We start from the raw sequence: 13,266 nt of genomic DNA, 5'->3' as shown, positions 1-13,266 counted from the left end.
TGATAATTGTTATCATATAAATACATATAAATAGGGGAGAAGTAGGATATGAAAAAAAGCTTAAACGGATTTTTACTGCTGACGGTTTTGGCGCTTGCTCTGACAGGTTGCGGTAAAGCCAACAGCACAACAGATACAAATGAAAATGCCTCTTCCGGCAGCACGCCGACTGAAGAGACAGCAGGTCCTGTTACAGTTAAACATAGTGGTGGAGAACTCAAACTGGACAAACCCGCTAAGAGAGTTGTTACGCTGGAATGGACATATACGGAAGATGTAGTAGCACTGGGTGTTCAGCCAGTAGGTAGTGCAGACAACGCCAACTATAAAGTCTATGTGACTCCCGAAGCAGCTCTGGATGACACGGTGACGGATGTTGGAACACGTGACGAGCCAAATCTGGAGGCGATTGCAGCTTTGAAGCCGGATCTGATTATCGCCAATTCAAATTCGAATATCTATGATCAACTCAATGCCATTGCACCAACGCTTGAATATGATCTGTATACGGGTGATGGCTATACTTATGACAAAATGACGGAAACGTTCAACAATATCGCGGTAGCTCTTGGAAAAGAAGACCAAGCGAAGAAGGTACTCGATGAACTCGATCAGCATTATGCAGAAGCCAAAGATAAACTTGCTGCTGCCGACAAATCGGAATTCCATTATGTACTGACACAAGCATTTACGTATCAAAATGCAGCAAGTCTTCGCATGTTTACCGATAACGCTGTCGTAATTGGCACGTTGGCGAAGGTTGGACTGGTTAACGACTGGCAGCCGGACAAGATTGAAGGGTATGGTTTCTCAACGGTGGGTATTGAATCTCTACCTGCTGTTCAGGACAGCAACTTCATCTACATCACACAACCGGATGATGACGTTTTTGGCACAGCAATGAAAGACAATTCAGTCTGGAAAGGTCTGAATTTTGTCAAAGATAAACGCACTTATCAACTGGATAGCACAACATGGACGTTCGGTGGACCTATCTCGTCCAAAGCTCTGGTTGACGGGGTTGTTGGAGCGATTACCCAATGAGTTCGGTCCAACATTCCCGACCAGTGTTTAACTGGCGTACATTAAGCATTTATGGGGGCGGTCTAACCGCTCTCATCGTGCTTTTTTTTGTAAGCCTGTGTTATGGAGAAGCTTCAATTCCACTCCATACGGTTGTAGATTCACTTATGGGCAGGCAGGACACACTGGAACATAATATGATCTGGGATCTGCGCATGCCGCGAACGGTAATTGGTATACTCGCTGGAGGGGCGCTTGCTGTTGCTGGTTCGTTGTTACAGACCATTACACGCAATCCGCTCGCGGCGTCTGACACACTCGGCATCAATGCGGGGGCCTATTTTGTTGTGGTGTTGGGAACAATTTTTTTCCCAGGCTTGATGCAGCAATCGCCTTTCCTTTTCGCCGTGCTCGGTGGATTACTGGCAGCTGCCGCAGCGTACTTCATGGGCGGGGGGAGGACGTCAAGTCCAGTACGACTTGCGCTCTCCGGCATGATTGTATCGATGGTACTTGGTTCTTTTACAAGCGCGCTGCATATTTTCTTCTCTCAGGAGACTCAGGCATTATTTCTATGGGGATCAGGAACGCTTGTTCAGAATGACTGGAGCGGTGTAATTTACGCATGGCCTTGGGTCATTGGAATTACGATCGTTGCCCTGGTTTTATCCCGGCAGTGGGATATGTTGGAGTTGGATGAATCAACTGCTTCTTCACTCGGGCAAAAAGTAGGCATGGCCCGTGCCACTGGGTTGATTATTGCTGTGTTGCTGGCAGCGGTTATTGTCAGTGTAATTGGGCCAATTGGCTTTGTGGGTTTGGTGGCACCTCATCTGGTTCGATTGAGTGGAATTCGTTCCAATCGATTGTTATTGCCTGGTGTTTTCTTGTGGGGCGCAGCACTGCTGGTCGGTGCAGACGTGCTTGCCAAGATGGTTCATAACTCCAGTCTGGAGTTGCCGACAGGGGCCGTGATGGCAATCATTGGTGCACCATGGCTGATCTGGCTTGTACTTACACGAATGAAGGCAGCAAATGGATCAGGCATGTCTACCTCAATGAGCACAGGAGCACGTTCTCGTCGCTGGGCATTTGGCCCTATTGCTATTATCTTTACGGTACTAACGTTAGTATTGGTTCTCCTTAGTACGATGTTTGGTGGGATGCGCATTCCAATGGCCGATCTTTTGCCAAGCCTGTTTCAATCGGATGGGCTATACTCGGCCATTGTTCAGCTTCGCATTCCGCGTACTCTTGTCGCCGCAGGTGCAGGTGCTGCGCTGGCGATCAGCGGTGTGCTTATTCAGATGGCCGTCCGCAACCCGCTTGCTGACGCGTCCATCGTGGGCGTGTCGTCAGGCGCAGGCTTGGGTGCGATGATGGTCATCATTCTATGGCCTGGTCTTCCAGTGTTCTTGCTGCCTATCGCGGCGATTGTTGGCGCAGGTATCGCTGCAGCAATCGTATTCTCTTTATCCTGGAAGAAGGGTCTCAATCCTTCTGCAGTTGTATTGTTGGGTATCGCCATGTCTGCAATTGCAGGCGCAGGCATTCAGGTTCTGATTGTTCGCGGCGCTGTATATGGCAGTAGCGGCTTTATCTGGCTGACAGGCAGTACTTATGCACGTACGTGGGATCAAGTGAAGATCATTGGGGTATTCCTATTGATTTTGATTCCGCTTGCGTGGTGGCTGGCGCGAAGATTCGAACTGTTGGTATTCGACGATAATAGTGCTTCAGGTCTTGGCTTGAGTGTTCGTCGGACACGTCTGCTGGCTATGACCGTTGGTGTTTTGCTTGCCGCAGGTGCAGTCGCCTGTGTGGGAACGGTTGGATTTATCGGGCTAATCGCTCCACATATGGTCCGTCTATTGACGGGAAACAAATTAAGACGGTCAATGTTTCTGTCGGCTTTGGTCGGTGCAGTGATGCTGGTGCTGGCGGATACAATCGGAAGGACTGTTATGGCACCAACCGAGATTCCATCCGGGTTGTTGATTGCGATTATTGGAACGCCGTATTTCCTCTATTTAATGTACCGTTCCAACTGGCGCAAATCGGCCTAAACTTTCGATCCTAAATAAAAAAATCCCCTCTGGATTTCAGTGTTGAGTTCATGTAAACATGTTCTCTCTCATTGCTTACCTAGAGGGGATATTTCTTATGATAGCTTTTTTCATTCGTGTTATAAATTAGTTGTTTTTTCTCTTAGCATTCCACTGTTATCTACCGATTGGATCGCTTGCTGCAACGTCTCTTTATCCTGAACCAAAGCGAATCTCACATATCCTTCACCCGAAGGTCCGAAGGCACTCCCGGGCGTTACGATTACACCCGCTTGTGTTACCAAATCCATGGCAAACTGTTCCGAGGTATCGTAGTGGTCTGGAATCCGACTCCAGATGAACATGCTGGCTTCAGGTTTGGCAATATGCCAACCGAGGTTGGTGAATCCTTCGCAAAGAATATCTCTACGCTCCGCGTAGATATCTCTGACCCGCTCAACTTCACTCTGATCCCCTGTGATTGCAGCAATGGCAGCTTTCTGAATTGGAAGAAACATGCCGTAATCCATGTTGGATTTCAGCTTTTTAAGCACGGATACCACATCAGGGTTCCCCACACAAAAGCCGATCCGCGCCCCAGCCAATCCATAGGTTTTGGAAAACGAGTTGAATTCAATGCCTACATCCATCGCGCCGGGATAAGCAAGGAAACTACCGCATGTTTTCCCATCGAACACCAGCTCGCTGTATGCATTGTCATGAAGAACGATAATGTCATATTTCTTGGCAAACTCAATCAGATCGAGATAGAACTGATCGGGTGCCATTGCTGTCGTGGGATTGTTCGGATAGGAAACAAGCATGAATTTTGCTTTGCGCGCAACAGCTTCAGGAATGTCCTGAATTTGAATAACATAACCATGTTCTTCTTTTTGGGGCATATAATACAGTTCGGCTCCTGCAAGTAGAGGTCCATCTGCAAAGACTGGATAACAAGGATCGGGTACAAGGACCAGATCTCCTTCATCAACGATCGCCAACGAAATGTGGGCGAGACCTTCCTGTGATCCAAGCAAGGAACAAATTTGGGTTTTCGGGTTCAGTTCAACATGGTAACGGCGCTTGTACCATTCACTGACTGCTTGCAGCAATTCGCTCTGATCATTTACAGCATATGTATAGTTTGAAGCATCTGCTGCTGCCTCGCATAAAGCCGTCATGATATGTTGGGCTGGGGGAATATTGGGTGTGCCTACACTTAGATCGATGACAGGTTCTCCATTCTCCAGTCGTTGCCTCTTGATTTCCAGCAAACGTGTGAATATCCCCTCACTGAAATGTTCCATTCGTTTAGCAAACTTCATGATGATTATCCTCCATCCTGATCTCCCCTTGGGGAATAACACTTGGAGGTATTATAGCAGAGTTTTCAGGTGATAAGTAACCACGAAATGTGTATCCGACTTCTCAATATACTCTTCTTGATTTACAATTAAAGGAAAGCTAGACATAGATAAGTATCAGAGAATTGGAGGGTGACCAGTAATGAACGAACCGTGGGCCGCTTCAATGAGTGGATTTCCCTGGAACGAGGATAAAATGGACAAGGCTATCGTTCAACTGCGGAACAGGGCTACGATTAGCTTTGTTGTCGGGCTGGACGAGATGCATGATCTGCGAGAATTGGATGAACATGTGTTTGCCAAACGACCTGATTTGATTCTAAATGTGTCCAATACAGATGTGAAGGGGCGGTATTCAGAAGAGTTTCTGGAGGCACTTGCTGGTTTAAAACATGTCACCGCTTTGCAGTTGGATCTCAAGCAACCACAGGATTTAAGTATATTGAGTGCGTTTCAAAAGATGGAGTTTCTGAACATTCGCTCACCCAAAAAGCAAAACCTGGACTTCATCCGAAATTACAAATACTTGAATTACCTCGCACTTAGCGGGAAATTTCCCGATCTCTCGCCGATTGAGGACTGCATTCGGTTGAATACCCTCGTCCTGAACTGTGACATTGATCAGCTTGATTTTGTTGCAGACTTGCCATTTATTGAGTATTTGGCTCTTGATCACTGTACATTGAATGGTTCACTCAAAGTACTGGCTGAATCGAATATCCATATGCTGAGATTATCGTCCGTAAAGAATCTGACCGAGATCGATGCAGTGGGGGCATTACATCATCTGGTCTATCTGCATCTGTCATTGCCCAAAATCAAGCGGCTGTGCGACTTCTCGCACATGAAGAATCTACGGCAGCTTGAACTTGATTTCATGAAGTCTCTGCAAGAGATTGAGAACCTGTGGACTGCGGATCAATTGGTGGTGCTGGAACTGAAAGAGATACATAAGGGGATCAAGGCTGAGGCATTCGAACGTTTGACTGAAATGCAAAGTTTACGGCAGGTGGATTTTCGTTTTATTGATCATAGTAAAGGTCGGATTGCCAGTATGAGCAAACAAATGATTGAAGCGGGAAAAGGGCACCTGCTCTATGAACAAATTCCTGAAGAACAGCGAATTCCTTCGATGGCTCTTGTGCACCTCTCCAAAATTCTAATGTAAACCATACACAAATGCCCGCCTCCGAAACGGGCGTTTGTGTATTTACAATCCTCGGTCCATACCGGCCCACGCCTGGCTAACCATGGCTGGAGGAGATAAAGGGCTCATCACCCGCATGACGCTTGCGGTATTCTCCGGGGGTCAGCCCATACCGACGCTTGAACATACGGATGAACGAGTTCACATTTTGATAGCCGACCTGTGTCGCAATGTCCTGGATTCGCAGATCTACATTCACAAGCAGTTCCTTGGCCCGCTCAACGCGCAGATTGTTCAGATATTCGCTGAAGTTGATGTTAGTCTTTTCCTTGAAAATACTGGAGAGGTACCCCGATGTTAAATTCAATTTGTCGGCGACGATATTCAAATTAATATCTTCCCCATAATGATGATCCAGGTAGTCCAGCACAAAGCTGATAACCGGATCACGTGTTTCCAGCTGGCTGCGTACTGCCGCAAGCACCGGTTGAGCCAGCGCCTGAAGCCATTCTCTGTATTGCTGCATGGAATGGAAACTAGCAAATGTCTCTCCCGGAGGAGAAGAGCGAAGCTCGGATTCGATGTTCGTCAAATTCAGCTTCATCACCGTCTTGCTGATCTGTTCGACTGCGCCAATCGCAAAGGTGCGGAAGTCTTCTGCGGCCGCATCCTTGTGCTGCAGTTGCTCCAGCTGGCGATCCAGCCAAGCGAATACGGCCTCTTCATTGCCGGATTGCAGCAGGTTGTGCAGTTCCTCCCCATAGGTGACCTTCACATGGAAGGCATTTGACGAAGAAGCGCGCGGCTCCACAATAACTTGTGTATCCCCATTCAGCCTGCGTTCTTTTAACAACATGGACAGATTGCTGTACGTATCGGTAAAAGGAATTTCTCTGGAATACACCGGACTTACCGCGATGGTCAGATAAAGGGTTTCCTCGACAGCCAGCAACTCCTTCAGTGTATCGAGCGCTTGAAGAATACCACTTTGTGGACCTGGATCGAACAGCAGCAGGAGCAGTTGGTCCTGCTCGGGCTGAATGGCAACGCTATTGGTTTGGCTGCTGGTGAACAGGCTTTGAATCAGCTTCCATAATAACAGGGTATGCTGCCCGAATTCATCCGGCTGTGATTTGAAGCCCACCTTGAACAGAATGGAGACATAAGGCTGCTCGGAATGCTGGGCATCCTCAAGCTCCGCCAAATAGGAGCTGAGCGGTATATTTTTTACTTTATGGATATAAGCATACTGACGCACGAGAGAGTTCTTTTGCGCAAGGTCGCTTTGAATGTAACGGTTCTTTTCCAGAATGGAGCTCAGGCGGTCCCCGATCATGGCGAATTCTTTTACACTGCTCCATTTGTTAGGACCGCTGTCCGGATTTCGGTCCAGAGCGGCAATAAGGCGCTGGAGCGGCTGATTTAGTCGTAAGCTGAAAAACAGGGAGGAGATCACACTAATCAGTACAGCAGCACCAAGCAGGAAAGCCAGCAGCAGCTGCATGCCTCGCATTTCCGCAGCGATTACCGCGGCCTGAGTGACACGAACATAGGTAAATCCGGTTTGCTTACCTTTTTCATAGAAGTAATACTGATCCCCAATACGCTCATGTTTGCTCCCGTCTGCAGGTAGCTGCGGATTCTGCATTTCCTCCTCCATCGTGGTAAAAAGCAGGCGTCCCTCGTTGTCCAGAATGTAGAACGGATTATTAGCGGCATCGCCATATGTGTCCTGCATACGCTGTGGATCCAGCATAACAATGCCATACACATCTTCGTAGGGAATGGCTTTCATCATGAGCGGCATCAGTTGACCGAGAGAACGTGATGAGTGAACGGTATTTTCCGTAAAAGCTGCTGCAGGCATGACTTTCAGAAACTGGTTGTTCATCGTTTGCGTTTTCCAGTAGTCCGGAGGATATTCTTTACTATAATAATATTTACCGAACATATCACTGGCACTGCTAAGACCTTCCTTCTCCAGTACATAGTCTTCTTGCTTGAAATAGAGAATGAAATTGTCAATATGCAGAAAAGGATTGGCGTACAGCGTGGAGAGGTCCGACTTCACCTCTGCGGGAATATCGTAACGGCGGTTCTCCTTAATGTGGCTCAAAATGCCAAGGTTGGCTGTCCAGGTATCCGATTGAGTGAGGGCCAGAATCATATTCTGGGTCAGTCGGAAATGATTCTCATATCCTTCGACGGTCTGTGCAAGGCCCAGTTCATTTTGTCTGACCATCTCCTGATAGACCTTGTTGCTTAAGTACAGGTGGGAGAACAGATTAAATGAAGCCAAAATCAGGATGACACTGAGGAAGCTCAGCATTAGCTTGACAAACAGTCCATTCAGCGCAAATTTGCTTGTAAGCAGTCCCTTCATTATGACATTCCCCCTTGAGTACAGCCCCGGATCGAGTAGTTAATCCTATCATAGCGGCATAAAGCTGACACAAACAATATACACTTTTACTGAATTATACGCGGATATCTGGAAAAAAGGAGTAAAGGCGAAAAGTTATATAACATGTAGATAGCGCTTTCCTTATGAAAATTGGTATAATGAGGAAATGTACTCTGGATTTACAAGGGAAGTTACCTCACATTCAAGTCAATTTACAATCTTCTAAGCAAGAGAGGGTGCACCTCACTACAATCTTTGGTTGAAGTCTTGTGCTTCAAAAAGAACTTCCCCTGCTTAATGACAGGAATTGAACAATATTTTCACTGGAGGAATTGCAATGAAACGTGCTTACCTGTTAATAATAATTGTGCTTACCCTTAGCGCATGCGAACAGACTAATACTAGTACTAATGAAGATAACAATGCCGTTGTTGTAGGTGATACGAATGCGGAGGATTCTAAAAACACAGAAATTGCGCTGAGCACAAAAGGGGATTTATCAAAAGTTCCCTCAGAATTTTTAGCTCAGAACGAAAGTGATCTAACTGCTGGGGATTCTGAAACGGCCTATAAAATGTGTGCAGAAGCTCTGTCTGGATATTATAAAGCGATTTGGAACGGCTCGGAAATTGATTTGGATACTTATATCGATAACGAAAACCTTAAACAATATACGCAGAAAAAAGTTTCATCTCAATATGATTTATTCCTTAAAAACAAGTTTACCTATAATCAGGTCACAAGCGTTGATATTGGTGCTAGACAAGTAGAGTATGTTGGAGGAGATAATAGTTTTTTCTATTTGAAATTAGATGCACGTGTTCATAAGGATATAGGTGACTTTGCTGAACCTACTGAATTTCTTGTGCAAAATTCGAGTGGAAAGTTAGTTATTGTTGATTGGTATACTAGTAGTAAGGATAGTTATGATTCATCTGTACGTGGAGATACTCAGACTATTGACAATCCTGATATCTGGAATAACACGGAATGGGTGAGCACAATTAACTGATGAATTCCCCTAGCAATTGGATTGTTATTTTCAGTGGTTTAAACGGGTACATATTTTAAAAATGTCGTCAAAGGGCATGGCTCGCATTTACAAGTGCTAGCCACTGTCCCATATGACGTTTTTCAGTTGCAAAATCCGCTCTACGTCTCTTCATCCGGTGAAGGGGGAAGGTGCGGCCTTCTTACATTTGTTTTTCAGCGGACAATCCGTGCAGTCTGCGCATTTGAGTGATGAAGTTTCGTTCCATAATCCCTTTCGGTGGTTGGTTTGCTTTCATATGAGTAACGTAAGTATCCTGATTGCCGGGCATTTCCACGTATCGCCACCTTCCTTCTGGCTCAAGTTGCTGATCTTGCCCTTTCCCAGGTGTGTGTAATTTCTTCATTTACTTCTATAGCTAGTTCACCCAGCAAAGCCTTCTCTTCCCCTTATTCAAAGTGGGCAAAAGAGTGTAGCCCCCGGACGTTGGAGTAAATAATGCCCAAGTTGGCTGTTCAGTATCCAATTGAGTGAGGCTAGAATTGTGTTTTGAAGCAGTCCCTGCATTATGACATTCCCCCTTGAATACAGCCCCGGATCGAGTAGTTAATCCTATCATAGCGGCATAAAGCTGACACAAACAATATACACTTTTACTGAATTATACGCGGATATCTGGAAAAAAGGAGTAAAGGCGAAAAGTTATATAACATGTAGATAGCGCTTTCTAAAGAAATACAGCTATAATTCGGAGACGAACCCCGGAATTTCAGGGTAAGTTATCTGACATAAAAGTCGATTTAACTCATTTAAGCAAGAGGGGGCATGCCGATGGCTGATGCTAGCGTAACGCAACGTACACTGCAAAAGGAAGCGCACCGGCCGCCTCGGCGGAAGTCGCGTTTGATCAGAACCTGGAACAGGAACAAGGCGCTATGGCTGCTATTCCTGCCATGCCTCCTGTATTATTTGATCTTCCGCTATGCGCCGATGTTTGGTCTGGTCATCACGTTCAAGGATTACAATCTGTTTAAAGGAATTTGGGCCAGTGATTGGGTGGGATTCAAATATTATCGGATGTTTCTGGAGAATCCCGATTTTTGGCCGCTGATGAAGAATACGTTTCTGCTGGGACTGTATAAGCTGGTGTTCGGCTTTCCAGCCCCGATCCTGCTGGCCATTCTGCTGAATGAGGTACGAAGGGCAGCATTCAAGCGCTTTGTACAGACCGTCAGCTATCTGCCGCATTTCATTTCGAATGTAATCGTGGCGAGTATGGTAATTATGTTTCTGTCTCCAACTGGAGGGCTCATTAACAATTTGCTGGCAGGGATCGGCATTGGACCGATCAATTTCATGAATGAGCCCGGGCTGTTCCGGGGCATCTACGTCCTTTCGGAAATCTGGCAGCATATCGGGTGGGAAACCATTATTTATCTGGCCGCGCTGACGGCCATCGACCCGCAGTTGTATGAAGCCGCCGATATGGACGGAGCAAGCCGATTGCGCAAAATCTGGCATGTCACACTGCCCGGTATATCTCCCGCGATCGTCATTACACTGATTCTAAATATCGGCAAAGTGCTGGAGATCGGCTTCGAGAAAGTCTTCCTGATGCAGAATCCGGCGATCTACGATACAGCGGATATTATCAGCACGTATGTCTACAGGGTAGGCATGGTACAGGGGAACTTCAGTTATGGGGCATCCATTGATTTGTTCATGGGAGTCATCAGTCTGATTTTCATCTATACGGCTAACTGGCTCAGCCGCCGATTAAGTGAGACCAGTCTATGGTAGAAAGAGGTGTGGCGTGAAATCACTCCGATTTTCTTGGTTTAACGTTGTGGCATCGCTAATCCTGCTGTTCGTTGTTGTGGTTACACTCTATCCGTTCCTTCATATGCTGGCGGTTTCCCTCAGCAGCAACGTAAACGTCATCCAAAACAATATTTCCTTCTGGCCCAAAGGCTTTAATCTGAGCATGTACAAATTGGTGCTCGGCGATCCGCAAATCTGGACGGCTTACCGAAATACGATCATTTACACTGTGCTTGGTACACTGATCTCGCTGGTGGTCACCTCCACTGGAGCTTACGCATTGTCCAGAAAGGACATGGCACTGCGTAATAGCTTCACCGTCCTGATTGTAATTACGATGTTCTTCAGCGGTGGGATGATTCCGACCTTCCTGGTGGTCCGTTCATTGAATCTGGTGGACACCGTATGGGGCATGGTTCTCCCGGGTGCAGTTAGCACCTGGAACCTCATTCTGATGCGCACGTTCTTCTCAGGCATCCCCAAAGAGCTGGAGGAATCGGGCAGGATGGACGGTTTGAACGATATTGGTATCTTCATACGTATTATTGTGCCGCTGTCCAAGGCATCCTTTGCCACGATTGCCCTTTTCTATGCTGTGGGTATGTGGAACAACTTTATCTTTCCACTGCTCTATCTACGGTCTCCCGATTTATTTCCACTCCAGGTGCTGCTGCGTAATCTCGTGCTGGCCGGCAGCGCAAGCTCAGGCGACGTAACATCCATTGGGGGAGATAATCTGGTGGTGGAGGAATCGCTCAAGTATGCGACCATCATGGTCTCAACCCTGCCAATTCTGGTCATCTATCCGTTCGTACAGAAGTATTTCGTCAAGGGAGCCATGGTTGGTGCGGTCAAAGGTTAAAGTGAGGCAAGAAATGCACCGCGAATTCAGGTTAAGGGAGAGAAGCTTATGGGCAAATGGAAATCGGTAATACTTCCCCTGCTGATTGCAGTTACGATGGTGGCAGGGTGCAGCGGCGGCAAGGGTGCCGACCCGCAAACAGATACCAAGGGAAATGGTACCGGAATAACCGATAATTCCACCGGTGCGGGAAAGACCTTCACGGCCCTGCTGGACAACAATGCCACTTTTCCTTATTCCAAGAGCTGGCCCATTTGGAGCTGGTTGAAGGAAAAGACGGGCGTCACGCTGGAAGTGCAGACACCTTCCGGCAAGCTGGATGAGAGCCTGAACCTTGCGATTGCCTCCAAAGCGCTGCCTGATCTGATGTATATGCCCAATCGCAAGGATTCGAACAAGTTTGGTCAACAGGGCGCGTTGGTGGACCTGATGGAGTATATGGACAGTATGCCGAATCTAAAGGCATGGATGAAGCAATATCCCGAGGAAGCGAAGGCTGCCCTGTCCGCAGACGGTAAAATGTATATGTTCCCCAATCAGGGCTTCGGCGAGACGAATCGTATGATCTGGATGTACCGTAAGGATGTTTTTGACAAGGAAGGCATTCAGGTTCCAACAACTTATGAAGAGTTGCATGCAGCGCTGAAGAAGCTGAAGGAGAAATACCCGGACAGTTACCCGCTCTCGATCCGTTACGGTCAGATCCCGGATGAGATGAATGCCAATATGACGGTGAACTACGGAACGGGTGAGGGTGCCTACTATGATTTTGACCAGAAGGAATGGCGTTATGGACCGACTGAAGACAACTACAAGGCCATGGTAGGGATGTGGAAAAGTTTTTACGATGAAGGGTTGGTCCCACCCGACTTCTTATCATTGCAAACCAAGCAGTGGCAGGATATGGTCTCGACTGGAAAATCATTTGTAACCATTGATTATATCAGCCGGATTGATTTCTTCAATAATGCCATGCAGCAGGAAAATCCAGAGTTCAACATGCAGTTTCTGGCCCCTCCGGCAGGTATTTCAGGGGGGAAACAACTAAATCCGTATTTTCATTATATGGAAGGCGGATTGACGGTGGCTTCGACCTCCAAGAACATTGATGATGTGATGAAGTACATGGACTTTTTCTATTCCGAGGAAGGACGTACGCTGAGCAGCTGGGGTGTAGAGGGCGAGACCTTTATAAAGGAAGGCGATACGATCAAGTTCAAGCCGGAGTATAACGATGTCATTGAAATGCGCAAACAGACAGGGCTTCAAACGAGCGGAACCTACACCTGGATTGATTTCAACGCGCATTTGTCACTATTCTCGGACGATCTGAAGCATGCCTATGAAGAAGCGGTCAAATATGACCCTCCCGCAATGCAGCCAAGACCAGCTTTTACAGAAGTGGAAAATGAAGTCATATCCATTACCGGGCAGGCAATCAAGAAGCACCGTGACGAGAGCTTTGCCAAATTTGTTACGGGTTCCCGGAGTCTGGCGGATTGGGAGAAGTACGTAGAGGAAATTAACAATCTTGGGGTAGATAAGCTGCTGAACACCTATAAGGAAGCGTATGACCGTGTTCAGAATGTTCAGCTGAGCGCGAAATGAG

General features: G+C 46.9%; 10 protein-coding genes. 7 read left to right on the top strand and 3 right to left on the bottom strand.

Annotation, left to right across the window (positions count from 1 at the left end; translation table 11 throughout):
- Positions 1-48 precede the first annotated feature (48 nt).
- Entirely contained in the window at positions 49-1,044 is a 996-nt protein-coding gene (locus RS891_RS23610) for an ABC transporter substrate-binding protein (protein ID WP_113053663.1), read from the top strand.
- Complete coding sequence (locus tag RS891_RS23605) at positions 1,041-3,089, top strand: iron ABC transporter permease (protein WP_113053664.1); 2,049 nt, start codon at positions 1,041-1,043, stop codon at positions 3,087-3,089. Before RS891_RS23610 ends, RS891_RS23605 begins: the two co-directional genes overlap by 4 nt.
- Before the next feature lie 119 nt (positions 3,090-3,208).
- Here the strand turns inward: RS891_RS23605 and RS891_RS23600 are convergent, their stop codons facing one another.
- Positions 3,209-4,393, bottom strand: coding sequence for an aminotransferase class I/II-fold pyridoxal phosphate-dependent enzyme (locus RS891_RS23600; protein ID WP_315793350.1), 1,185 nt, complete (start codon positions 4,391-4,393; stop codon positions 3,209-3,211).
- 181 nt (positions 4,394-4,574) lie between these two features.
- Here RS891_RS23600 and RS891_RS23595 point away from each other — a divergent pair, with 181 nt between their 5' ends.
- Positions 4,575-5,600, top strand: coding sequence for a leucine-rich repeat domain-containing protein (locus RS891_RS23595; protein WP_315793349.1), 1,026 nt, complete (start codon positions 4,575-4,577; stop codon positions 5,598-5,600).
- A gap of 76 nt (positions 5,601-5,676) precedes the next feature.
- On the opposite strand, the gene RS891_RS23590 is transcribed toward RS891_RS23595, so the two are convergent.
- Positions 5,677-7,962 (bottom strand): helix-turn-helix domain-containing protein, encoded by a 2,286-nt coding sequence (locus tag RS891_RS23590; RefSeq protein WP_315793348.1) that lies wholly within the window; start codon positions 7,960-7,962, stop codon positions 5,677-5,679.
- Positions 7,963-8,320: 358 nt separating this feature from the next.
- Here RS891_RS23590 and RS891_RS23585 point away from each other — a divergent pair, with 358 nt between their 5' ends.
- Positions 8,321-8,995, top strand: coding sequence for a hypothetical protein (locus RS891_RS23585; RefSeq protein WP_113053668.1), 675 nt, complete (start codon positions 8,321-8,323; stop codon positions 8,993-8,995).
- 181 nt (positions 8,996-9,176) lie between these two features.
- Here the strand turns inward: RS891_RS23585 and RS891_RS23580 are convergent, their stop codons facing one another.
- Positions 9,177-9,311: a hypothetical protein gene (locus tag RS891_RS23580; RefSeq protein WP_315793346.1), complete on the bottom strand. Its 135-nt coding sequence runs from the start codon at positions 9,309-9,311 to the stop codon at positions 9,177-9,179.
- Between the two features lie 494 nt (positions 9,312-9,805).
- Here RS891_RS23580 and RS891_RS23575 point away from each other — a divergent pair, with 494 nt between their 5' ends.
- From RS891_RS23575 to RS891_RS23565, 3 genes are read left to right on the top strand one after another with little or no spacing between them, the layout of a single operon-like run.
- Positions 9,806-10,774 carry an ABC transporter permease gene (locus RS891_RS23575; protein WP_090953579.1) on the top strand — a complete coding sequence of 323 codons (969 nt, stop codon included), beginning with the start codon at positions 9,806-9,808 and terminating at the stop codon, positions 10,772-10,774.
- 13 nt (positions 10,775-10,787) lie between these two features.
- Entirely contained in the window at positions 10,788-11,657 is an 870-nt protein-coding gene (locus RS891_RS23570) for a carbohydrate ABC transporter permease (RefSeq protein WP_053781400.1), read from the top strand.
- A 48-nt stretch (positions 11,658-11,705) separates the two neighbouring features.
- On the top strand, positions 11,706-13,265 hold the full coding sequence (locus RS891_RS23565; RefSeq protein WP_076287988.1) for an extracellular solute-binding protein: 1,560 nt from the start codon (positions 11,706-11,708) through the stop codon (positions 13,263-13,265).
- Position 13,266: the final 1 nt, after the last annotated feature.

The organism is Paenibacillus sp. BIC5C1 (assembly GCF_032399705.1).
In the GTDB taxonomy this organism is placed as follows: domain Bacteria; phylum Bacillota; class Bacilli; order Paenibacillales; family Paenibacillaceae; genus Paenibacillus; species Paenibacillus taichungensis_A.
The sequence above is the reverse complement of the archived record's forward strand: the minus strand, read 5'-3'. Positions and strand labels throughout refer to the sequence as shown.

Bases quoted from the DNA above. Each gene is read 5' to 3' on its own strand.
- RS891_RS23610 (WP_113053663.1), top strand. From the start codon at position 49: ATGAAAAAAAGCTTAAACGGATTTTTACTGCTGACGGTTTTGGCGCTT.
- RS891_RS23565 (WP_076287988.1), top strand. From the start codon at position 11,706: ATGGGCAAATGGAAATCGGTAATACTTCCCCTGCTGATTGCAGTTACG.
- RS891_RS23590 (WP_315793348.1), bottom strand. From the start codon at position 7,962: ATGAAGGGACTGCTTACAAGCAAATTTGCGCTGAATGGACTGTTTGTC.
- RS891_RS23605 (WP_113053664.1), top strand. From the start codon at position 1,041: ATGAGTTCGGTCCAACATTCCCGACCAGTGTTTAACTGGCGTACATTA.
- RS891_RS23595 (WP_315793349.1), top strand. From the start codon at position 4,575: ATGAACGAACCGTGGGCCGCTTCAATGAGTGGATTTCCCTGGAACGAG.
- RS891_RS23585 (WP_113053668.1), top strand. From the start codon at position 8,321: ATGAAACGTGCTTACCTGTTAATAATAATTGTGCTTACCCTTAGCGCA.
- RS891_RS23575 (WP_090953579.1), top strand. From the start codon at position 9,806: ATGGCTGATGCTAGCGTAACGCAACGTACACTGCAAAAGGAAGCGCAC.
- RS891_RS23600 (WP_315793350.1), bottom strand. From the start codon at position 4,393: ATGAAGTTTGCTAAACGAATGGAACATTTCAGTGAGGGGATATTCACA.